The sequence below is a fragment of the Bacillus sp. MT94 genome, from assembly GCF_058792475.1.
This window is the reverse complement of record NZ_JBXAEZ010000007.1, coordinates 131,422-155,229: the sequence shown is the minus strand read 5'-3', so window position 1 is coordinate 155,229 and position 23,808 is coordinate 131,422. Positions and strand designations below refer to the sequence as shown.

General features: G+C 34.8%; 19 protein-coding genes. 11 read left to right on the top strand and 8 right to left on the bottom strand.

Annotated elements, in window-relative coordinates; all coding sequences use genetic code 11:
* Window positions 1-127: 127 nt before the first annotated feature.
* Together AC1Q51_RS23125 and AC1Q51_RS23120 are read right to left on the bottom strand one after the other, a co-directional pair.
* Window positions 128-652 carry a DUF4871 domain-containing protein gene (locus AC1Q51_RS23125; RefSeq protein ID WP_000719680.1) on the bottom strand — a complete coding sequence of 175 codons (525 nt, stop codon included), beginning with the start codon at window positions 650-652 and terminating at the stop codon, window positions 128-130.
* A gap of 187 nt (window positions 653-839) precedes the next feature.
* Window positions 840-1,766, bottom strand: a complete 927-nt coding sequence (locus AC1Q51_RS23120) for a DMT family transporter (RefSeq protein ID WP_001059057.1) — start codon at window positions 1,764-1,766, stop codon at window positions 840-842.
* 120 nt (window positions 1,767-1,886) lie between these two features.
* Between AC1Q51_RS23120 and pdxR the strand changes: the two genes are divergently transcribed.
* Window positions 1,887-3,287, top strand: a complete 1,401-nt coding sequence (gene pdxR / locus AC1Q51_RS23115) for a MocR-like pyridoxine biosynthesis transcription factor PdxR (protein ID WP_492331740.1) — start codon at window positions 1,887-1,889, stop codon at window positions 3,285-3,287.
* Window positions 3,288-3,319: 32 nt separating this feature from the next.
* Here the strand turns inward: pdxR and AC1Q51_RS23110 are convergent, their stop codons facing one another.
* From AC1Q51_RS23110 to AC1Q51_RS23100, 3 genes are all read right to left on the bottom strand, one after another.
* Window positions 3,320-3,832, bottom strand: a complete 513-nt coding sequence (locus tag AC1Q51_RS23110) for a GNAT family N-acetyltransferase (protein WP_000351212.1) — start codon at window positions 3,830-3,832, stop codon at window positions 3,320-3,322.
* A 145-nt stretch (window positions 3,833-3,977) separates the two neighbouring features.
* Entirely contained in the window at window positions 3,978-5,432 is a 1,455-nt protein-coding gene (locus AC1Q51_RS23105) for a HAMP domain-containing sensor histidine kinase (RefSeq protein ID WP_000041023.1), read from the bottom strand.
* Between the two features lie 65 nt (window positions 5,433-5,497).
* Window positions 5,498-6,169, bottom strand: coding sequence for a response regulator transcription factor (locus tag AC1Q51_RS23100; RefSeq protein WP_000238956.1), 672 nt, complete (start codon window positions 6,167-6,169; stop codon window positions 5,498-5,500).
* A 330-nt stretch (window positions 6,170-6,499) separates the two neighbouring features.
* On the opposite strand from AC1Q51_RS23100, the gene AC1Q51_RS23095 reads away from it, so the two are divergent.
* The gene (locus AC1Q51_RS23095; protein WP_001085006.1) at window positions 6,500-6,622 is read left to right on the top strand and encodes a hypothetical protein; all 123 of its coding nucleotides are present in this window, start codon (window positions 6,500-6,502) and stop codon (window positions 6,620-6,622) included.
* A 357-nt stretch (window positions 6,623-6,979) separates the two neighbouring features.
* Here AC1Q51_RS23095 and AC1Q51_RS23090 read toward each other — a convergent pair whose 3' ends face one another.
* Together AC1Q51_RS23090 and fdhD are read right to left on the bottom strand one after the other, a co-directional pair.
* Window positions 6,980-7,486 (bottom strand): GNAT family N-acetyltransferase, encoded by a 507-nt coding sequence (locus tag AC1Q51_RS23090; protein ID WP_000405868.1) that lies wholly within the window; start codon window positions 7,484-7,486, stop codon window positions 6,980-6,982.
* A gap of 231 nt (window positions 7,487-7,717) precedes the next feature.
* The gene (gene fdhD, locus AC1Q51_RS23085; RefSeq protein WP_000529236.1) at window positions 7,718-8,524 is read right to left on the bottom strand and encodes a formate dehydrogenase accessory sulfurtransferase FdhD; all 807 of its coding nucleotides are present in this window, start codon (window positions 8,522-8,524) and stop codon (window positions 7,718-7,720) included.
* A 299-nt stretch (window positions 8,525-8,823) separates the two neighbouring features.
* Here fdhD and fdhF point away from each other — a divergent pair, with 299 nt between their 5' ends.
* The 7 genes from fdhF to AC1Q51_RS23050 all read left to right on the top strand — a co-directional run bounded on the left by fdhF (window position 8,824) and on the right by AC1Q51_RS23050 (window position 20,387).
* Window positions 8,824-11,760: a formate dehydrogenase subunit alpha gene (gene fdhF, locus AC1Q51_RS23080; protein WP_492331739.1), complete on the top strand. Its 2,937-nt coding sequence runs from the start codon at window positions 8,824-8,826 to the stop codon at window positions 11,758-11,760.
* A 12-nt stretch (window positions 11,761-11,772) separates the two neighbouring features.
* Window positions 11,773-12,255, top strand: coding sequence for a helical membrane plugin domain-containing protein (locus tag AC1Q51_RS23075; protein WP_001040540.1), 483 nt, complete (start codon window positions 11,773-11,775; stop codon window positions 12,253-12,255).
* Between the two features lie 155 nt (window positions 12,256-12,410).
* Window positions 12,411-14,282 carry a glycerophosphodiester phosphodiesterase gene (locus tag AC1Q51_RS23070; protein WP_001164721.1) on the top strand — a complete coding sequence of 624 codons (1,872 nt, stop codon included), beginning with the start codon at window positions 12,411-12,413 and terminating at the stop codon, window positions 14,280-14,282.
* A gap of 368 nt (window positions 14,283-14,650) precedes the next feature.
* Entirely contained in the window at window positions 14,651-15,784 is a 1,134-nt protein-coding gene (gene ald, locus AC1Q51_RS23065) for an alanine dehydrogenase (RefSeq protein ID WP_001219741.1), read from the top strand.
* Between the two features lie 103 nt (window positions 15,785-15,887).
* Window positions 15,888-17,303: an amino acid permease gene (locus AC1Q51_RS23060; RefSeq protein WP_001284896.1), complete on the top strand. Its 1,416-nt coding sequence runs from the start codon at window positions 15,888-15,890 to the stop codon at window positions 17,301-17,303.
* A 316-nt stretch (window positions 17,304-17,619) separates the two neighbouring features.
* Window positions 17,620-17,997, top strand: coding sequence for an ArsR/SmtB family transcription factor (locus AC1Q51_RS23055; protein WP_000918378.1), 378 nt, complete (start codon window positions 17,620-17,622; stop codon window positions 17,995-17,997).
* Between the two features lie 23 nt (window positions 17,998-18,020).
* Window positions 18,021-20,387 (top strand): heavy metal translocating P-type ATPase, encoded by a 2,367-nt coding sequence (locus AC1Q51_RS23050; protein ID WP_000796571.1) that lies wholly within the window; start codon window positions 18,021-18,023, stop codon window positions 20,385-20,387.
* 203 nt (window positions 20,388-20,590) lie between these two features.
* Here AC1Q51_RS23050 and AC1Q51_RS23045 read toward each other — a convergent pair whose 3' ends face one another.
* Window positions 20,591-22,054: a nicotinate phosphoribosyltransferase gene (locus AC1Q51_RS23045; protein ID WP_000150177.1), complete on the bottom strand. Its 1,464-nt coding sequence runs from the start codon at window positions 22,052-22,054 to the stop codon at window positions 20,591-20,593.
* A gap of 198 nt (window positions 22,055-22,252) precedes the next feature.
* On the opposite strand from AC1Q51_RS23045, the gene AC1Q51_RS23040 reads away from it, so the two are divergent.
* Both AC1Q51_RS23040 and AC1Q51_RS23035 read left to right on the top strand, forming a co-directional pair.
* Entirely contained in the window at window positions 22,253-23,512 is a 1,260-nt protein-coding gene (locus AC1Q51_RS23040) for a tetratricopeptide repeat protein (protein ID WP_061661011.1), read from the top strand.
* Window positions 23,513-23,526: 14 nt separating this feature from the next.
* Entirely contained in the window at window positions 23,527-23,655 is a 129-nt protein-coding gene (locus tag AC1Q51_RS23035) for an NprX family peptide pheromone (RefSeq protein WP_000713580.1), read from the top strand.
* The last annotated feature ends 153 nt before the right edge of the window (window positions 23,656-23,808 follow it).

The following is a 23,808-nucleotide window of genomic DNA, read 5'->3' as shown; positions in this document are numbered from 1 at the left end:
TTCATCTCTCATCTCTCCTCGTTTCATTTCTTACTTTAAAAGTATAAGAGAAGAGAGATAATTCAACTATCGAAGTACATGCCGTAGAAATTACTTTCTTGTAAGAAAGTGGTTTATTTTTGTCACTTTACTCAGCGGTGATTACAAACTGATCATAATATTTTTCATTCACATATATATTTAATAACCATAATCCAGATGAAGGTAGTGACATAGTGAGAGGGAGTTCGTTTGCAGTAGAATCGATTGTATTTGAAGTGGTCCAAGTTTGTTTGGAAGTTTCTTTTTGAAAGAGTACTGGTGTCGGAGTTACAGATCCTTGTTTTAGCGCAATAATAGACAATTTTCCAGTTGGTATTTCAGAATCTAGAAAGTACCACATTATTTCATTTTGTTCATTCGCGATAATAGGACTATCAGCCATTGCGATTTTTCCTTCGATGCCTTTTAAAGGTATTTTTCCGTCTATGAATGAGGGGGCTTCTTCCCAATTTACATCTTTTAAAACACTAAGATGAAAGAAGGAAGGTGCGTTCACTTGATTGGATGACGTTGCGACAGCTTCAGTTTTAGATGCTTTTGAATCAGGTTGTGCTGGTGTGCATCCAGTGATGAGGAAGGAGAGAAGTAGCATAGTTCCGATTTTTTTCATGGTGCCACACTCCTAGTTTTTATTGTTAGTGTAATTGTATTTGCTAGAAGGCGGGACAATTCCTTTAAAGTATAAAAAGAGGTCGTAAGTTTTGTACGACCTCTTTTGACATTTTTTATCCCGTAAAAGCCCGATTGGTGTAGGTTAATAATCAGTGGGAGATAGCCCCACTAATTAAAGTTTCACTTTATACTTGTTCAGTTGTATAGGTTGGTTCGGTTTCTTTTTGAGGCATCGTCAAAAAAATAACGGACAGAACGATACATACGCCGCCTAATAATTGATATGTTCCAAAAGATTCATTTAGCCAAGTAATTGAAACGATGGCAGCTACAAGGGGTTCAATGCTAGATAAAATGCTTGTTTCTGTTGCTGCTAAATATTTAAGACTACCGATATATAGAAGGAAAGAAAGGGTACCACTAATAATGATAAGGATAAGCATAGAAAAAGTTTTTAGTGTAAGGGTTTGTGAAAAGTGATTCCACCCGAATGAACGATTATAAATAAGTAGTGCAATTCCTCCGATTAACATCCCCCAACCAATTACTACAGTTGTCCCACATTCTTTAATGAGAGAAGCCGGATGAAGGGTATAAAATGCAAATCCAATTGCTGTTAATAGTCCAAAAATAATAGCTTCTTTAGATAAAACAACATTTTCAATTGAGCCATTTGTAATAATAAAGTATGTTCCTATTAGCGCGGCTATAATTGCGAATAGTTGCATGGAAGCAGGGAATTTTCTTTGTTCAAATGCAACATACATGGTTATAAGAACAGGACCTAGAAATTGAAATAGTGTTGCTGTGACCGCGTTACTAATATGAACTGTTTCGATAAAGGCGTATTGCGCACCAAGCATGCCGAGAATAGAAAAAATAATAAGTTGTATAGAATATCTAGGGTGTTTCCAAATTTGAAATATGTTTTGTTTCTTTATAAGTAAGAAAGACAAAATAAATATTCCTGCAAGCAACAATCGAATTGTTAAAAAATCAATTGAGGATACATTAGTATGTTGAAATAGCCACTGAATCATTGGACCAGATAATCCCCATAATGTAGCCCCTGTAATAATCATAATGAGTCCGATACGTCTACCATTGTTCATTATCATGTTTCTCCTCTCCAGTATTTGATTTTTTATGTGTGACATGATAAAAGGAATTATATATAATTTCTGGTACTGTAAAAAGTATCAGATTTTATTTTTATTAAGGGGTCAGATATTATGTTAGAATTAACGCCTAATTTAAATATGAATAGTAAAAAGGCATTGTATGTGCAATTGTATGAGTATATAAAAAAAGAAATTAAAGATGGATCGATTGTCCCTTTTACGAAATTACCGGCTAAGCGAAAGTTAGCGATACATTTACAAGTAAGTAAAAATACAGTAGAGGCAGCGTACGAACAATTACTTGCAGAAGGTTATATTGAGTCGATATCGAGAAAAGGTTATTTTGTATGCAAGATTGAGCAAATGGTTCATATAGAGGATAGCGGAGAGAGAATAGAAGAAGTACTGTTTCAGGAGAAGAGTTATAAATTTGACTTTACACAAACAGGAATTGATACAAATGTTTTTCCATTCAATATGTATCGGAAAATTGTAAATGAAATATGGCAGCCGCATAATAACGAACTTCTCTTTCTAGGACACCCTCAAGGGGAAGCGAGCTTAAGAGAAGAGATTACGAATTATTTGTATGAATCTAGAGGTGTACGTTGTTCAGCTAGTCAAATTATATTAGGAGCGGGAACACAAATATTAGTGAAACTATTGTTTCAATTGTTAAAGGGAAGCAATTATGCAGTTGAAAACCCAGGGTATCATAGAAAGATGGTTGTTTTTGAAAAGGGGGAAGCAAGAGTCCAAATGTTATCTTTAGATAGAGATGGAATTTGTATTGCAGATTTAGAAAATAGCAATGCGAATGTTGTATTTGTTACACCTTCCCATCAGTTTCCATATGGAATGATTATGCCTATTACGAGAAGGATGCAGCTTTTACAATGGGCAAAGAAAGAAGAGAGCAGGTATATTATTGAAGATGATTACGATAGTGAATTTCGCTATTCTGGAAAGCCTATACCGGCGCTGCAAGGGTTAGATACAGAGGGGAAAGTTATTTATATGGGGACGCTATCTAAAGCATTATTGCCATCGCTACGGATGAGCTATATGGTGTTGCCGAAGAAATTAATTAAAAAGTATCAACAGCAATATTTATTTTATACACAAAGTGTTTCAAGAATGGACCAAGAAGTGATTAGAAGATTTTTAAATGAAGGCTATTGGGAAAAACATATTCATAAAATGCGTGTCGTCTACCGAAAGAAGAGAGATCGACTTGTTTTTGAAATAGAGAAGTATTTCTCTAATCGTGTTGAAGTGATAGGAGAAGATTCGGGATTACACATTTTATTAAAAGTGCATAATGGAATGCGGGAAGAAGAATTAATTCAAGAAGCTGCGAAACATAGTATCAAAATATATCCTGTGTCTACGTACTATAAAGACGGTACGGCGCCTGAGAGTGTAGTTTTACTTGGGTTTGCGATATTATCAGAGGAAGAAATTGCGAAAGCGATTCAATTATTACACACGGCATGGTTTACAAGAAAGTAAAAAACATCCTCCAAACATGAGGATGTTTTTTATTATTTATTTTCATCTAAGAATAAGACCATATGCTCTTCGTCCCAATATTGTCCGTTATATTTTAATGAACGTTCTTGTACACCGAATGTTTTAAAACCTAATGATTCATAAAGTTTTTTCGCTCCATCGTTTCCAACAACAACATCAAGCATAACTTGTTCTACTTCTAAAGATTTAGCAAGCTCAAGACATTCTTTAATAAGTGCTTTTCCTGCTCCAAGTCCGCGTGCTTTTGGAGATACATATACAGAACCGATTTTAGCTTTATGTTCTTGTTTTACATATGGTTTCGTTTCCAGTGTTGCAACCCCGATTAATTTTCCATCTTTAAATGCACCTAGCGTATAGTTTTCATCTTGTGCTAATTTTTGTGCTTTATATTCAATCGCACACTCTTTATTAATAATATCTTCATAAGAAGAGCTGAATGCTTCAGGGTTTTGCTTTAATCCTTCTACGCGAAGTTCTAAGTAAATTTCTGCTTCGTCTTTTGTTAATACATGGATATCCAATTATATCACCCTCCAAATCTTTGCAAATGTACCTTTATTTTATATTGAAATAAGAATAATTTCAAAAGCTTAGCTTATATGAACTGTTTTTATGAACAAAATAACACCAGTAGTGTTTACTACTACTGGTGTTTTCACACGCATATTATTCAAAAGGTAGCTCGATTATAAAGTTTGTTCCCGCTCCTAATTGGCTTGTTACTAGAATAGAACCGTTATGCAATTCTACAATTTCCTTTGCAACAGCTAGCCCGATACCTTTTCCGCCTGTAGCTCGTGTTCTAGATTTATCGACACGATAAAAACGGTCAAATATATGCGGGATATCTTCTTCAGGAATACCTTCACCTTCATCTTGTACACTTATTGTAAAAGAATCTGTTTTTGTAAGTACACGTATCGTAATGGCTGTGTTTTCTGGCGAATGTTGATAAGCGTTGTGTAATAAATTTAACATAACTTGTTCCATACGTCTTTCGTCTATACAAACTTCTAAATCATCTTTGCAATATACATGAAGTTGCATTTGCTTATTTGTTAATGTTGTTTTTGTTTTTTCTACCATTCGTTCTAAAAATGGCTGAAGAAGCACTTTTTGTTTTTTTATAACAAATTGGTGTTGTTCTAATTGTACAAGCATAAATAAATCTTGGACGAGATCGGTTACACTATCCGTTTCATCCTCAATGATTTGTAAGTATTCTTCTCGCTCCTCTTTTGTTAAAGAGTCTCTCTTTGCTACCTTCGCATAACCTTTCATATAGGTCAATGGAGTTAATAGTTCATGAGCGACACTAGCGAGAAATTCATTGCGCTCTTTTTTCATATACGTAAGTTCACTCGATAAATCTTCAATTGTTTTTGCTAAACTTCCGAGTTCATCATTTCGTTTAATACCTAATTGAATTGGCTTGTTTAATTTTGACATTTTTTCTGTCGCTCTCTTCATTTTTACAAGTGGTTCTGTAATAACGCGTGAAAAAACAAAGACAGAAATTGTTGTTAAAATAATTGTTAAAACGCTAATGATAAGAAATTGGTTCATGAGTTTAAGCAACATATTTTCTAGGAAAGATGTTTTTAATAACATATATAGCTTTCCTTGAAACTTTGTTGTGTTAAGTGGGCTTACTGTTGTGATGAACTTTGATTTTTTCCAGTTCCTTTCAACGACTAAGCCGCCGTCTGGGACAGTTTCTGTTTTACAAGTAAGTTGTTTTTGCATATCTTTTGTTACGGGTTCTGAGGTGGAAATAATTTTGCCGTTATGGTCAGTAATAATGATAGCTATATCGGAGTTAGAAATTGATTCCGATTCAACTAAGTGTGCAGCCTCATTCGTAATATCGAACTCAGGGTACACAGGACGTTTAGGATTTTTATTATGTTCAGCGTGTTTCATTTCTTTATAATATTCATCCCGTCTCTCGCGGCTTTTAATTTTTTTACTATAGCGATTACCTTTCTCTAAAAGAGCATCTGTTTCCTCTACAATACGCATTTTTGAAAGGCTTTTATAAAAAGATACGAAAGCAATTGTTTCAATACATAAAGCTAATATTAAAAAGTATGTCCCAATTTTAAGGGAAAGTTTACTCATTTTTTCACCATACCTTATTCATAATAAAGAGTCAGTGGTATACGATTTCCCACTGACCGAAGTAATTATTCACTTTTCCATTTATATCCGACTTTATAGACCGTTTCTAGGTAATCTTCAATCGGAAATCCTTTTTTGCGTAGTTTATCACGGATATTACGAATGTGTGAGTCAATTGTTCTATATTCGATATCTGTTTCATAGCCCCAAATTTTTTCGATTAAATCATCTCGGCTATAAGCACGGTTTGTATTTTGCAAAAATAGCCCGAGTAACGAAAATTCGATAGGAGTTAGCGAGATTTTTTCATCATAAACTGTGACAGTATGTTTCGTTTTATCCCACTCAATACCATTGAAACTAACAAAGCCATCTTTTTTTGTACGGCGTAATATAGCCTCGATTCGTGCGACTAATACATGCTCATCAAATGGTTTTGTAATATAATCATCTGCGCCCATCGTGAGGCCTTTCACCATATCGTAGTTTTGGTTGCGAGCTGTTAACATAATGATAGGAACGTTGGAAATTTGACGAATTTGATAGCAAGTATCCCATCCATCCATATTTGGCATCATAACATCTAATAAAATAATATCGAATTCTTTTTGTTCGATTAATTTTAGTGCTTCAAGGCCAGAGGTAGCTTTCATACAAAAATAGCCGCGAGGGCTTAAGAACAGATCTAATAATCGTAACATACGTTCTTCATCGTCTACTAATAAAATTTTTACCATAATCTTGTGCACCCCAAACTGTTCATTCTACTTGTATAGTTTACATGAAAATAATAAAAAACTCTTTTTATGTGATTGAATGGAGGGCTGATTTTTTCGCTCAGAGTAATTGACATAAAAAATGCACTAGTTTTGCACAACTATTTTTTATAATAGAAAACGTAGCGACACAAAATACCCTATGTTGCGACATAACGTCATGTCATTTTATTTATAAAATGACAATTCCATTCTATTGTGTATGTGAGATAGAGAGGGTTTTCGTATTCACCTCGCATCGGATAAGAAAAATTTCCTATCTCACACTTTTTTTAAAAGGAGATCATACACATGAATTCAAAAGAAGAAATTTCAAAAAAAGAAAAGCAAGATCGTAATACGGTTGTCATGTGCGTTGCCGTATCTATGGTTATTATTATAAGTTGCGTAAATAAAATTTTGGGGATTTTATAATATAAAAAAAGCTGATTGCTTCTTAAGAAGCAATCAGCTTTTTTCGTTGTTAGGGGGAGTATTTCTATATAATAAACCAAGGTAAAATTGCTAATCCAGAAGTTATAATTGCTGTAGTAAATATTAAAAGCATAGCTCGTTTGTTTTGTTTCATGTCACATTCTCCTTTACATATCAAGTACATGCGATCAGTGTGAGATGTGGTTCCCCACTGAGTAAAGTGTCACTTTATATTTTTAGTATAATGAATGGTAAGGATTGGTACGATCGATAAAGGTGACATGAAGATTACATTGTTGTAATGAAAAAAGCATCTTTCTTAATAAAAAGATGCTTTTGGAAAACTATATTGAAGTATTAATCATTTAAGAACAGAACCATATGTTCCTCGTCCCAATATTGACCGTTATGTTTTAATGAACGCTCTTGTACGCCGTAAGTTTGGAAACCTAATGATTCATATAATTTTTTGGCACCGGCGTTACCAACTACAACATCGAGCATAAGTTGTTCTACATGTAATTTATCGGCATTTTCAATAATTGCTTTAATAAGAGCTCGTCCTGCTCCAAGGCCACGCGCTTTTGGGGAAACGAAAACGGAACCGATTTTTGCTTTATGTTCTTGTTTAATAAAAGGCTTTGTTTCTAAAGTAGCAATGCCGATTAAATCATCATCTTTGAAGACCCCTAGAGTATACTTATCCGGATTGCTTAATCGTTTTGCCATAGCAGCTACAGGATCCTCATGTTTCAAAACATCTTCATAGGAAGAGCTAAAAGCTTCCGGGTTCTTCGTTAAACCTTCCATACAAACTTTTAAATATATTTCTGCGTCCTCTGTCGTTAATAAGCGAATTTCCATAGTTGTAACCTCCTTGGTCGATTTCAAATAAAATAAATCCATTACTTTTATAAGATTGTGTATGTGTTTTGTTAGCAGTCTCTTTTAATTTGTAAAAGAATGAAAAGATATATGCTACAATGCTTTGTTTTTTAATATGTAATGAAATTATATATTAACTTTATTAACTATTCAAGTCTTTAATATATTACATTTTCATAACTAAAATAACTCCTCAATTGAGGAGCTATTTTAGTTATTCGATTGATAACCATCAATTCGATGTGGATGTGTGTAAATATTACAAGATTCATTTCTAATAAATCCTACGACTGTAATGCCTAAATCGTGAGCAAGTTGCAATGCTAGTTTTGTTGGGGCAGATTTAGATAGAACAATTTCACATCCGATTTTTGAAACTTTGAGTAAAATTTCGGATGAAATACGTCCGCTAAATGCGATAATTTTTCCTTTAACAGATATATCATTGCGTAAACAATGACCGTATATTTTGTCTAATGCATTATGTCTTCCGATATCCATTCTTGATAGAAGGATATTATTTCGATCACATAGCGCGGTATTGTGAACACCACCAGTTTGGCGAAAGGTAGTGGAAGATTGTTGTAAAGTATTCATTAAGTAAAAACATTCTTCAGGAGTAATTTTTACATGTATATCATGTAAGTCTTTTGCTTTTGCCGCATCGTTTACGAAAATAAAACCTTGTCTACCTTTTCCGCAGCAAGAAGTGATGTATCGTTTATTATATAAAGTTTGATAGAGCAGATTCACTTTTGATGATTTTACATGGACAATTCCGTTATCTTTTTGAACCCATAGTTCTTCAACATCGTTATAGGAAGAAATAATCCCCTCAGAAATTAAAAAACCAATTACCATATCTTCAATATAATTTGGTGTGCATACGACTGTTACATATTCTTCACCATTCAATTTAATAGTAATAGGAGATTCTGTAACAATCTCGTCAAGTTGTTTTGAAAATGTACCAGATTGATAACGTACAATTGTATAAGTCTCTTGCGTAGGCCCCATATTTAATTCCCCTTTTATATGTATTTCTCTCCCACATTTATCATAAAACAATGGGAAAATAAAAACACCTATTAACAAGAAGATCACAGATTATTTTGGTTATTATTGTATATGTACGATATAATAGAACTGTAGAATAGTGATATTTTCAAGCTTTCGTAGTTATACCTTATAACATCTAGAATCGACTTCATAAGAAAGTATTTGGGTAGAGCGTTTCAAAAATATGTACAGTAATGCGGTTTTGAAAACGGATTCATAATTGTGTTGTACAGTTGGTTGTAAGGAGAGGGGAAACTATGGCAGAACAGACAGTCCGTGTAACCGTCGATGGTAAAGAATTTTCTGCATCGGGTGAAAAGACGATACTACAATTATTTAACGAGAGTAATTTGGAACATCCTCAAATTTGTCATGTACCAGAAGTAGATCCAATTCAAACTTGTGATACGTGTATTGTAGAAGTAAATGGAAAGTTATTGCGTGCTTGTTCAACGAAATTAGAGAACGGTATGCATATCGAAAGACAGTCCCAGCGTGCAAAAGAGGCACAGACTGAGGCAATGGATCGAATATTAGAGAATCACCTACTGTATTGTACCGTTTGTGATAACAATAATGGTAACTGTAAAGTCCATAATACAGTACATATGATGGGAATTGAGGAACAGAAATATCCGTATGAGCCAAAAGTAAGTGCGTGTGAAGTGGATATGTCACATCCATTTTATCGATATGATCCAAATCAATGTATTGCTTGTGGGCAGTGTGTAGAAGTATGTCAAAACTTACAAGTGAATGAAACTATATCGATTGATTGGAGCTTAGACCGTCCACGTGTTATATGGGACAATGGTGTAAGTATAAATGACTCATCTTGTGTAAGTTGCGGGCAATGTGTAACAGTATGTCCATGTAATGCGTTGATGGAGAAATCAATGTTAGGTGAAGCTGGATTCATGACTGGATTGAAACCAGATGTGTTAGATCCGATGATCGATTTTGTAAAGGATGTAGAGCCTGGATATAGTAGTATTTTAGCAGTTTCAGAAGTAGAGGCTGCGATGCGTAAGACGAAAGTGAATAGAACAAAAACAGTTTGTACATTTTGTGGTGTAGGTTGTTCATTTGAAGTATGGACGAAAGACCGCCACATTTTGAAAGTACAGCCTGTTTCAGATGCGCCGGTTAACGGTATTTCCACATGCGTAAAAGGCAAATTTGGATGGGATTTTGTAAACAGTGAAGATCGAATTACAAAGCCATTAATTCGCCAAGGAGATATGTTTGTTGAAGCTTCATGGGAAGAGGCTCTTGAAGTTGTTGCATCCAATATGCAGCATATTAAATCAGAATATGGAAGTGATGCATTTGGGTTTATTTCTTCTTCGAAAGTAACGAATGAAGAAAATTATCTTATGCAAAAACTAGCCCGTCAAATATATGGAACGAATAATGTAGACAACTGTTCCCGTTATTGTCAATCTCCAGCAACAGACGGTTTATTTAAAACTGTCGGTATGGGCGGGGACGCTGGAACAGTGAAAGATATTGCGGAAGCTGGCCTTGTCATTATCGTTGGAGCAAATCCAACAGAAGGACATCCTGTACTTGCAACGCGTGTAAAACGTGCTCATAAATTACATGACCAAAAATTAATTGTGGCGGACCTTCGTAAACATGAAATGGCAGAGCGTGCGGATTTATTCATTCATCCGCGCCAAGGAACTGATTACGTATGGCTCGCTGGTATTACGAAATATATTATTGATCAAGATTGGCACGATAAAAAGTTCATAGCTGAAAATGTGAAGAATTTTGATGAATATAGCAAAATGGTAGAAAAGTATACGCTTGATTATACAGAAGAAATTACGGGGATTTCGAAAGAAAATCTGAAAGAAATGGCTCGTATGGTATATGAAGCAGATGGTACTTGTGTACTTTGGGGAATGGGTGTAACGCAAAATACTGGAGGAAGTACAACTTCAGCAGCAATTTCAAATCTATTGCTTGTTACGGGTAATTATCGTCGTCCTGGTGCAGGAGCATATCCATTACGCGGACATAATAACGTACAAGGCGCTTGTGATATGGCAACATTACCAAACTGGCTTCCAGGTTACCAAGCAGTTTCAGATGATGCGCTCCGTGCGAAATTTGAAAAAGCATACGGTACTACAATTCCGAAAGTACCAGGCTTAAATAATATTGCAATGTTACTTGCGGCAGATGAAGGAAAACTGCGTGGTATGTATGTTATGGGTGAAGAAATGGCTTTAGTAGATTCGAATGCCAACCATGTACAACATATTTTAGCGAATTTAGATTTCCTTGTTGTTCAAGATATGTTCTTATCGAAAACAGCTCGTTTTGCAGATGTTATTTTACCGGCAGCACCAAGCTTAGAAAAAGAGGGAACATTTACGAATACAGAGCGCCGTATTCAAAGATTATATGAAGTATTGAAGCCGCTTGGTGATTCAAAGCCAGACTGGTGGATTTTACAAAAAGTAGCTCGTGCACTTGGCGGGGACTGGAATTATGAAAATCCAAGTGAAATCATGGATGAAATTGCATCGCTTGCACCTTTATATTCTCAGGCAACATACGATCGTTTAGAAGGATGGAATAGTTTATGTTGGGGTAGCCATGATGGCAGCGATACACCACTATTATATGTGGACGGATTTAACTTCCCAGATAAACTAGCTCGTCTATCATTAGATGAATGGGTACCACCAGTTGTAGCGCCAGATGAGTATGATTTACTTTTAAATAATGGTCGTATGTTAGAACATTTCCATGAAGGGAATATGACGAATAAATCGGCTGGTATTTTATCTAAAGTATCTGAAGTGTTCGTTGAAATCTCGCCTGAACTTGCCCTAGAGCGCAATGTGAAAGATGGTGGTCTTGTAGAATTAGCATCACCATTTGGGAAAATTAAAGTACAGGCACTTGTTACAGATCGTGTAACGGGGAAAGAGCTATATTTACCGATGCATGCAACGGTAAATGAAGAGGCAATCAATATTTTAACTGGAACGGCGACAGATCTTTATACGTGTACACCAGCGTACAAACAAACGATGGTAAAGATGCGTGTACTACGTGAAAAAGGGAATCGTCCGTTACCATCTTCAAACCCGAGAGATAAAAAGCGTAATCCGCAAAACGGTGTTGAAATCCAGCAAAAATGGCAAAGAAAACAATACGTATCACTTGTGGACTAGGGGGCGGAGAGAGTGGCGAAAGAAATTACTGTAATTAAAAAGAAAGTTGTAACAGAGGAAGAACAGAAACAGCAAGTAGCAGATGAACTTCTAAATGAGCTATCTAATAATCGTGAAGCAGTAGAAGAAACGATGCAGCTTTTAGCACAGTTGCAGAAGGCTGGTATATTAGATGCGGCAATTAGTTTACTTGCTGCGAAGGAAGATGTTTCAAAAATCGCTGTGGAGCAATTAAATCGTGAACCCGTTAAAAATGCGTTAAATAATATGATGGGGGCAGGAGAAGCGTTATCTTCAGTTGACCCAGAAATAACGAAGCAAATTACGTCAAGTTTAGTTACAGGATTGCAATTTGCAACAGATGAATTAAATAGTGGCAAAAAAACAAAAGTGATGGATTTCTTTAAAGTATTAAAAGATCCAGATATCAATAGAGCTATTACATTCGGTTTTAGCTTCTTGAAAGCATTTGGACAAGGGCTAGAGAAAAAATAGAATAAATGCAAAAGTGATGGGAAGTAGCCATCACTTTTTTCATTATATGTATAAGAGTGTTCATGTTAAGCGGAATATATTATTATTAAAAAGATGGATTAGAACTGGAAATATGGAATCCATCTCAAATACCGTTTTAGAATTTGGAGGAATATATGCAACACCGTAAAAAACTATCTATACCAGGAGTAATGAGACATTCCTTTCAAACAGTTAAATTTGCTTTTTGGAATGTATTAACTTTTCAACTTGCTTATAAATTATTAGCAGCGATTGTGTTTGTTCCGCTATTTGGAATTATTTTTAATAAGTTATTGTATTTTGGTGGTTATGCAAATGCGACAAATGATGAATTATTAGCGTTTTTAAAGACGCCTTATGGCATCTTAGCAATCGTAATTTTATCATTGTTAGCACTGTTTCTTATCTTTACGGAATTTGCGGTGCTTATTATTATTTCGTATTTCGCTCATAAAAGACAGAAGGTGAAATTACGTCCGATTTTATATAAAACGGTAACGTATTTACCTACTCTTTTCACATATTGCTTACCAGGATTTATTTTATATGCTGTCGTATTGTTGCCTCTTTTAAATATGGGATATGAAACGGCATTAATCCCGCAAATTCAAATTCCTAACTTTATTACAGGAGAACTGTTTAAGACAACGATGGGGCAAGTTGGTTATTACACGTTCTTTGCTGTAGTCGCGTATTTGAATCTTCGATGGATTTTCGTTCTACCTATTGTTGTTTTAGAGCAAAAATCATTTCGCGTGGCAGCACGTAAAAGTGCAAATTTAGTAAAGGAAAGCTTTTTTAAAGTACTACTCTTTTTAGTAGGATTTTTTATTTCAATTGGAATTGTATATGTCGTATTTTTGGGAATATATTTATTGTGCCTATGGGGTGTTTATGAATTTACAAACCCGAAAGGAACATTTGCATTATTAGCTGAATCAACGATTTCTGTATTTTTAACGAGCACATTGTATTTATTCAGCTTTATCGTGACGCCATTTTATATTATGGCGATTACGCGATTATACTTACAAAAGGTACCGGTTGAAGATGTTTTATTAGAAGAAGGATTAGATTATTCGAAAACGAAAGCAGATAAATGTTTCTTCCAAAAACATCGTTGGAAATTCATTGGCGTATACATTGTAGGGATTATTACTGCGGGAATGGTCGTTGCCTTCATTGTAACGTTTATTTCAAATTCGTATAAAGAACCGATTATTATGGCGCACCGCGGGTATATATCAAAAGGCGTAGAAAATACGAAAGAAGCTGTGCAAGGTGCTATTGATGCAAAAGCAGACTACGCTGAAATAGATGTATTACAAACGAAAGACGGTGAACTAGCGGTTATACATGATTTGAAGCTGAAACGTCTCGCAAATGCAAATGTGCATGTGTCAGATTTAACGATGGTTGAGTTAAGGCAGCTTACCCTTAGTCAAGATGGACTTTCAGGACAAATAAGTACACTTGATGAAATCATTAAGCTAGCAAATGGCAAAATCAAACTTAATATAGAAGTGAAGCTTCATGGGGGCGAAAAAGACTTTGTAAACAAAGTCTTAAAAACGATTAAAGATAATGAATTTGAGAAGCAATGTGTAATTCAAACGTTACACTATCCGCTTATTAAAGAGTTTAAGCGTGCAAATCCAGATATAAAAGTAGGGTATATATTGTATGCAAGTAGAGCTAACTTAAAGAATGTGAAGGCTGACTTTTACGTAGCAGAAGAATATATGTTAAATAAGAAATTAGTAAAAGAAGCAAGGAAGTTAAACAAACCAATTTACGTATGGACAGTAAATGATATGGAAAATTTAAAGGCATATTATAAGTTAAACGTAGATGGTATCATAACTGATTACCCTGAAGATGCACGTGAAACAATTAAGATGTTAAAAGAGCAAGAAGCGGAAGAAAGTGATCTGTTTGATAAAATTACTGAAACGACAGATGATTTGTTTTTAAAATTATTTATAAGTTACCCAGCTGCTAGCTAAATGCTAGCAGCTGTTTTTTTGTGAAAAGAATATATCTCTAAAGTATTAAGTAAAGTAATAACTGTATATGTATACGTTATCGCTTAGTTTTTTACATTGTTACATTATTGTCAAATAATAAATGATTACTGTTTATTTTGAAGAAGTATAATAAAAATTGAGTGAAAGATAATGGAATGTCACGAAACCCCTAATAGAATCAATGTTTTATATATTTACACTATTCTAAATATATAAACTTTAGAAAAATGATATGTTAGCGTTTTCATAACTTTTAAGTTATGCTAGAATAAGGACATAAGTTATTAATTATTACAAAAAGAAAAAAGAATCTCTTTTTTCTGTTAATTATAAGGGGGCATTTCATTATGCGTATTGGGGTACCAGCAGAAATTAAAAACAACGAAAACCGTGTGGCAATGACACCAGCAGGTGTTGTACATTTAATTCGTAACAATCACGAAGTATTCATTCAAAAGGGTGCAGGTTTAGGATCTGGTTTCACAGACGCTCAGTATGTTGAAGCGGGAGCAAAAATTGTTGATACAGCTGAAGAAGCTTGGAACATGGAAATGGTTATGAAAGTTAAAGAACCAATTGAAAGCGAATACAAACACTTCAGTGAAGGCTTAATCTTATTCACATACTTACACTTAGCTCCAGAGCCAGAATTAACAAAAGCGTTAATTGAGAAGAAAGTTGTTGCGATTGCATATGAAACAGTACAATTAGAAAACCGTTCTCTACCATTACTTGCACCTATGAGTGAAGTAGCTGGTCGTATGGCTGCACAAATTGGTGCGCAATTCCTTGAGAAAAACAAAGGCGGTAAAGGTATCTTACTTGCAGGTGTTCCAGGAGTTAAACGTGGTAAAGTAACAATCATCGGTGGTGGACAAGCTGGTACAAATGCTGCTAAAATTGCAGTTGGACTAGGTGCGGATGTAACAATCATCGACTTAAGCGCAGAACGTCTTCGTCAATTAGATGACATTTTCGGAAACCAAGTAAAAACTTTAATGTCTAATCCTTACAATATTGCAGAAGCTGTAAAAGAGTCTGATCTTGTAATCGGTGCAGTATTAATCCCAGGTGCAAAAGCTCCAAAACTTGTAACAGAAGAAATGATTAAATCAATGGAACCAGGTTCTGTTGTTGTAGATATCGCGATTGACCAAGGTGGTATTTTCGAAACAACTGACCGTATTACAACTCATGATAACCCAACTTACGAAAAACACGGCGTTGTTCATTATGCAGTTGCAAACATGCCAGGTGCGGTTCCACGTACATCAACTCTTGCATTAACAAACGTAACAGTACCATATGCAGTACAAATTGCTAACAAAGGCTACAAAGAAGCTTGCCTAGGCAACTCTGCATTACTAAAAGGTATTAACACATTAGATGGCTATGTAACATTTGAAGCAGTTGCAGAAGCTCACGGTGTAGAGTACAAAGGTGCTAAAGAATTATTAGAAGCAGAAACAGTATCTTGCTAATAGAAGCATTATACAAAACAAAATCGAACAATATATAATACAACATGATAAGAGCTAAGAGATAATACCTCTTAGCTCTTCTTAGTAAAAGGGGGCATACATCGTGGCCAACCTATTTAAAAAGAAATCCGTTACGCAATTGTTAGGGGAAAGTAAAAGTAAAACTTTGACGAAAACGCTAGGGGCATTTGACCTAACAATGCTAGGGATTGGTGCGATAATTGGTACAGGAGTTCTAGTATTAACTGGATTAGTAGCAGCAAGAGATGCTGGTCCAGCAGTTATTTTTTCATTTATGATTGCAGCAATTGTTTGTGGATTTGCAGCATTATGTTATGCAGAAGTTGCATCTACACTTCCTGTTTCAGGTAGTGTGTACACATATTCGTATGCAACAATTGGTGAGTTTGTTGCTCATTTAATGGGATGGACATTGTTATCCGTATATGTCGTAACGACTGCCGCAGTAGCTGGCGGATGGACGGGTTATTTCAATAATTTAGTGAGTGGACTGGGACTTGAAATTCCGAAAGCGTTGCTAACAATTCCAGCGCAAGGTGGTATGGTAAACTTACCAGCAGTTATCGTTACGTTAGTGATAACTTGGTTATTATCACGAGGTACGAAAGAAAGTAAGCGTGTGAATAACATAATGGTATTAATTAAAATTGGTATTGTTGTTTTATTCATTGCAGTTGGTGTATTCTACGTGAAACCAGAAAACTGGATACCATTTGCACCTTACGGTTTAAGTGGAGTGTTCGCAGGGGGAGCAGCAGTATTCTTTGCTTTCTTAGGATTTGATGCATTAGCAACTTCTGCTGAAGAAGTAAAAAATCCGCAACGTGATCTACCAATTGGTATTATTGCTTCGTTAGTTATTTGTACAATCATTTATGTTGTAGTTTGTCTCGTTATGACGGGTATGGTTTCTTATAAAGAGCTAGATGTACCGGAAGCGATGGCATATGTGTTAGAGGTTGTAGGACAAGATAAAGTGGCTGGTGTAATTGCTATTGGAGCTGTAATCGGTATTATGGCTGTAATTTTCGCTTACATTTATGCGACAACACGTGTATTCTTCGCAATGAGTCGTGACGGTTTATTACCAAAATCTTTTGCGAAAATTAACAAGAAGACTGAAGCGCCAACATTTTCAGTTTGGTTAACAGGAATTGGTAGTGCTTTAATTGCTGGATTTATCGATTTAAAAGAATTGTCGAATTTAGCGAATATTGGAGCGTTATTAACATTCGCCATGGTTGGTGTAACTGTTATCATTCTTCGTAAAACGCATCCGAAATTACAACGTGGATTTATGGTACCACTTGTACCGATCTTACCGATTATTTCAATTGCATGTTGTCTATTCTTAATGGTAAATTTACCGTTAACAACATGGATATACTTTGGTATTTGGTTAGCGATTGGAGTAGTTGTATACTTTGTTTATTCGAAAAAGCATAGTCATTTAAAAGACGATGGAAGTTCGCAGGATAATTTAGATCAAGCTAATTAAAGGGATATAAACACAGTAAGCCTTGTGCGTCTAGGGAGCGCGCAAGGCTTTTTCTTTTGTTGAAATAAAGGGAACATATATTACTTTGTTGAATTTTTATGTCGGAATATGAAAAAAGGGTGTGCGAATTGTACATCCTTTTTTGTATGAGAATATAGAGGATGCGGAAAATATGTATATGCCTTACTAAAATGTGAACGAAATGTTCATAAAAAAAATTCAGATTTCATTGACACATATGAGTAGGCGCTCATATAATAAGAGTATAAGATATATGAATGATTGTTCATATGTTCAATTAAAGAGGTGAGCTATAATGGCTGGAAATAAAGTAGAAACACCACAAGAGACATGTTCTCAAACGATAATTCATGAAGAAGTTGTTGAGCAAGTAAAACAAACAATTCCAACTGATGAAAGTTTAAGTAAAGTAGCAGAACTATTTAAAGTATTAGGTGACCGTACACGTACGAGAATATTACATGCGCTATTTGAAGCTGAAATGTGCGTTTGTGATTTAGCTTATTTATTAGGAATGACACAATCATCTATTTCGCATCAGCTTCGTGTGTTAAAGCAAGCGAAACTTGTGAAGAATCGTAAAGAAGGAAAGGTTGTTTATTATTCGTTAGCTGACCAGCACGTAATTCATATCTTCGAGCAAGCGTTTGAACACGTAAACGAAGAAGAATAAAAAGAACGCGAGGAGGGAGAACGATGGCTGAAGCGTTAGTGAAAAAGAAACTGATGTTAGAAGGTTTAGATTGTGCGAATTGTGCAATGAAAATTGAAAAAGGTGTTGGGAATATAGAAGGAGTAAATTCTTGCTCTGTAAACTTCGCAACAAAGACAATGATCTTAGAAACAGCACAAAATAAAGAAAACGAAGTTGTTACGGAAGCAAAACAACTCGTTACAAAATTAGAACCGCATATTAAAGTGCAAGAAGAGCAAAAAAATAAAATTGCTAAAGAAGTATTTATATTAGAAGGTTTAGATTGCGCGAACTGTGCAATGAAAATTGAAAATAAAGTGAAGGAAATGCCAGCTGTCTCAGAAGCAACTGTTGATTTCGTATCGAAGAAACTACGAGTAGAAGTTGCGAATAAAAGAGAACTAGAAGCAACTGTAGCAAATATAACAAATGTCGTTCAAAAGTTAGAGCCAGATGTGAAAGTTGTTCGTGAAGAGAAGAACGGTCATGACCACGGACATAGTCACGATCATGGTGAAGCAAACGTGAAAAAGATGGTAGGGAGATTAGTGGTCGGCGGAATTTTGACAGCAATTGCTGCATTAGCGAGCTTACCACAAATGGTAACAATTCCGTTATTCGTCCTTGCTTATTTATTAATAGGTGGAGATATCGTTTGGAGAGCGGTAAGAAACATAACTCGCGGCCAAGTATTTGATGAAAACTTCTTAATGGCAATTGCAACTGTAGGAGCCTTTGCAATTCAGCAATATTCAGAAGCCGTAGCAGTAATGCTATTTTATCAAGTAGGAGAACTATTCCAAAGCATTGCGGTAAACCGCTCTCGAAAATCAATTACTTCATTAATGGATATTCGTCCTGATTATGCGAATGTAAAGATTGGGAATGAAACGAAACAAGTATCACCAGAAGATGTACAAATTGGCGATTATATTATCGTTAAGCCAGGTGAGAAAGTACCATTAGACGGAAAAGTAATTGAAGGAACATCAATGGTAGATACTTCAGCATTAACTGGTGAATCTGTACCACGTGAAGTTGAAGTTGGAAATGATGTATTAAGTGGCTTTGTGAACCAAAACGGTGTATTAACAATTGAAGTTACAAAAGAGTTTGGTGAATCAACTGTATCGAAAATTTTAGATTTAGTTCAAAATGCAAGCAGTAAAAAAGCACCAACAGAAAACTTTATTACGAAGTTTGCGCGTTACTACACTCCAGTTGTAGTTATTACAGCGGCGATCATGGCGTTTATTCCACCGCTTATTTTAGAAGGGGCTACATTCTCTGAGTGGATTTATAGAGCTTTAGTGTTCTTAGTAATCTCTTGTCCATGTGCGTTAGTTGTATCCATTCCTCTTGGATTCTTTGGAGGTATCGGTGGTGCATCTAAAAGTGGTGTGTTAGTAAAAGGTAGTAACTATTTAGAAGCTTTAAATGATGTAAAATATATTGTTTTTGACAAAACAGGAACATTAACAAAAGGTGTTTTCAAAGTTACAAAAATGGAACCGAGCGAAGGTACTACAAGCGAAGAGTTATTAGAGTATGCGGCATTTGCTGAAGTGTATTCTAACCATCCAATTGCCCAATCTATTCGAAAGGCATATGGAAAATCAATTGATGAAAAAATAATCGATGATTATAACGAAATTTCTGGTCACGGTACAGTCGTAAAAGTACAAGGAAAAGAAATTTTTGCAGGTAATGCAAAATTAATGAGAAAAGAAAATATTGAATTTAAACAACCAGAAACAGTAGGTACATTAGTTCACGTTGCTGTAGATGGAAAATATGCAGGTTATATTGTTATTTCTGATGAGGTAAAAGAGGATTCGAAACAAGCGATTCAAAAGTTAAAAGAACTAGGTATTAAAAAGACAGTAATGTTAACTGGTGATGCAAAAACAGTTGGTGAAGCTGTCGGTAAAGAATTAGGCTTAGATGAAGTTCATGCGGAATTACTACCGCAACAAAAAGTAGAAGAGATTGAAAAAATTGATGCAGCGAAGCATGGAAAAGAAAAAATTGCCTTCGTTGGTGACGGTATTAACGATACACCAGTATTAGCCCGTGCAGACGTTGGTATTGCGATGGGTGGTTTAGGATCAGATGCAGCAATTGAAGCGGCAGACATCGTTATTATGACTGATGAGCCTTCAAAAATTGCGACAGCTGTAAAAATTGCAAAACGCACAAGAAGTATAGTGTGGCAAAATATCATCTTTGCTTTAGGTGTAAAAGGGATCGTTCTATTACTTGGTGCCTTTGGTATTGCAACAATGTGGGAAGCTGTTTTCTCAGATGTTGGTGTGACACTACTTGCAGTGTTAAATGCAATGCGTGTATTACGAGTGAAAGATTTATAAAAAAGAGGACGCAACCTGCGTCCTCTTTTTTATTGGTTATTTTGTTGAAATTGATTTAATAAAATAATATCAAATATTATTTTACTTTTAAATAATATAATATTAAAATTTACAAATAAAAAACATTCGTCGTATTATTTTAATATATTTTTTACAAATATCCATATAGTATTGAAAAAACAGAGAAGGAGAAACTTCTCTGTTTACTTTTGTATGTTTTTTTCAACTTGTTCTCGAACAGTTTGAATGTAATTCATTTTATGATCCCAACATTCTTGGCTTAAATCGACAGGATACTCTTCGGGATTTAAAGTTCGCATGTATTCTTCCCAAAATAGAGCGAGACTCTGTTCATTATATTGTTGAATATCTAATATACTTGGTAGTTCATATGTTCTTTCACCGTTAACGAAAATGTCTTTATGGAGTTCACGGGCTTCAAAGTTTGTTACGAATTTACTTATATATGTGTGAACTGGATGGAACATTTTTAAGCGCTCTTCTTTTCCAGGTTCTTCAGAATCTAACGCAATATAATCGCCTTCTGCATGATCGTTAACCCGATTGATAATACGATAAATTCGTTTCAGTCCTGGAGTGGTAATTTTTTCAGGATTAGATGAAATTTTAATCGTATCATTTAATTTTCCGTCAGTATCTTCAATTGCAACTAGTTTGTAAACAGCCCCTAATGCAGGTTGCTCAAAGGACGTAATTAATTTCGTCCCAACGCCCCATACGTCAATTTTTGCCCCTTGAGATTTAAGGTGCATAATTGTGTATTCATCTAAATCGCTAGAAGCGATAATTTTTGTATTTGTAAACCCTGATTCATCTAGTAGTTTTCGTGCCTTTTTCGATAAATAAGCCATATCACCACTATCAAGACGTATACCATAGAAATCAATACGATCCCCAAATTCTTTTGCAACACGAATTGCATTTGGAACACCAGATTTCAATGTGTCATATGTATCAACGAGAAAGACGCACTTCTTATGAGTTTCAGCGTATTTCTTAAACGCAACGTATTCATCGCGATATGCTTGAACGAAAGAGTGAGCGTGTGTGCCAGCTACAGGGATCCCGAAGCGTTTCCCAGCACGAACGTTGCTTGTAGAGGAGAAACCACCAATAAAGGCAGCGCGTGTCCCCCAAAGGGCGGCATCGAACTCATGGGCACGTCTTGTGCCGAACTCTAAAAGCTCATCATTACTTGCAGCATGTTTCATACGAGCAGCTTTTGTTGCAATTAATGTTTGGTAATTCACAATATTTAAGAGGGCGGTTTCAATAATTTGTGCTTCACCCAGTGGTGCATCAACACGTAATAAAGGCTCGTTATTAAATACAACTTCACCTTCTTGCATACTGCGAATCGTCCCAGTGAATTTCATATTTTGTAAATAATGAAGGAATTCTTCTTCAAATTTTAATTCTGCTAAATAAGCGATATCGCTTTCAGTAAAACTGAAATTTTCTATGTACTCTACAATTTTCTCAAGGCCAGCAAAAACAGCGTAGCCGTTCTCAAATGGAAGCTTTCGAAAATATAAATCAAAAACAGAACGGCGATTATGAATACCATCTTTCCAATATGTATAAGCCATGTTGATTTGATATAGGTCTGTATGTAAGGCATAACTATCGTCTTTATAATGAGTCATCGCGAGAACACCTCCATAATTTGGTTATAGTATACCAATTTTTCACCATTCGTAGCAAAGAAGAGATATTGAAGTGAAGTCAAGAGAGAAAAAAATGAAATTATGCATATTTTTTAGAAAATTTATATTTATCAATTTATATTTCTCCAGATTTTATGTATTATTAGAGTAATGGGGTAATGAGAATGGAGGAGGACAATGCAACAAACATTAGAAAAAATAGGCAAACAAGTCTTTTACAAACGGCTTCAGCAAAAAATGACACAAGAAGAATTATGTCAGGGCATTTGTTCTGTCTCATACTTAAGTAAGATTGAAAATGGAAAGATCGAAGCATCAGAAGAAATTCTACAATTGCTCTGCACAAGACTAGAAATTGCCGTGACGGATTTGAGAGATGTAGAAGAAGATGTGAAGGGGAAGCTGGATGAATGGTTAAATGCACTAGTTCATTTAGACAAGCAACAAGTAGAACGTATATATGAAGAGTTGCAAGGTGAAATGAAGCATGTGTTGGATTTTGAAATTATAAATTATTATAAACTGCTGTATACGCGATATTTAATTATGAAAAGGGACTTAGTAGCTCTTGAAGAAGAATTGGATAAGTTGAAAAAGGTGTATAAAAAATATTCACCATTTCAAAAAATGCTTTATACGTATAGTAGGGCGTTATTATATTCTTTACAGTATAAATATACACAGGCTTTGGAGTACTTACTGCAAACGGAAACCATGGCGAAGGCACTGGGCTATTATGAAACGGGGATATATTATAATTTAGCGCTCACATATAGTCAGATGGAAATAGACCACATGACTTTATACTTTGCCAATGTTGCGTTAGAAGGCTTTAAGAGTGAGTATAAGTTTAGAAATATAATTAATTGTAAATTTCTAATTGCATTTAGTTATACTCGAAAAAAACAATATAATGAAGCGATGGAAATCTATAATCATATTCTAAGAGAAGCAAATTCTTTTGCGGATAAAGATAATATTATGTCAATCGCTTTAAATAATATTGGTTATTTGTATTACCGTCAAAAGAATTATGTGAAGGCAAAAGAGTATTATATAGAATGTTTAAAGTATAAAAAAGAAGAGGATATGAATTATATTGATGCTATGTATGAACTATCCTTACAATGTATTCAATTGGGAGAATTTGAAGACGCGAAGAAATGGATTGAAAAAGGTATTTTTGCTGCAAAGAAAGCTGAAAGATACAAAGGAATGTTATATTTACTATTAAGTTTACAATATAAGTATTTTGAAAAAAGAGATACTTATAAAAGGTTTTTGGAAACAGAGGTAGTTCCTTTTTTTAAAGCTGAAAACAATATAAAAGATTTGAAAACTATATATTTAGAGTTGGCGGAGTACTTAGAAGAATGCGCAGATTTTAAAGAAAGTAATTATTATTATAAATTAGCAATAAAATTATTAGAAGAATAAAAAGGAGTGAGATTATGAAAAAGTTTATTGTAGGAACATTTGTAATTATGTCAATTGCGGCGATAGTATTAGATATTCAGTATGCTTGGAAACCAGATGTCCTTGGTCAAGAAGCTAAAACCGTTGAACAAATTAATTCATAATGAAGAAACCCCTTTCCAACCGGAAAGGGGTTTTTCAATATTTGTTCCTCAAAATTCTACAAAACTTGAGAAATAAATTAATTGAATTTTTAGTATATTAATAGTGGAAACATAATGCTAATATGAAACTACTCTTTTTCAAAAAAATTTTTA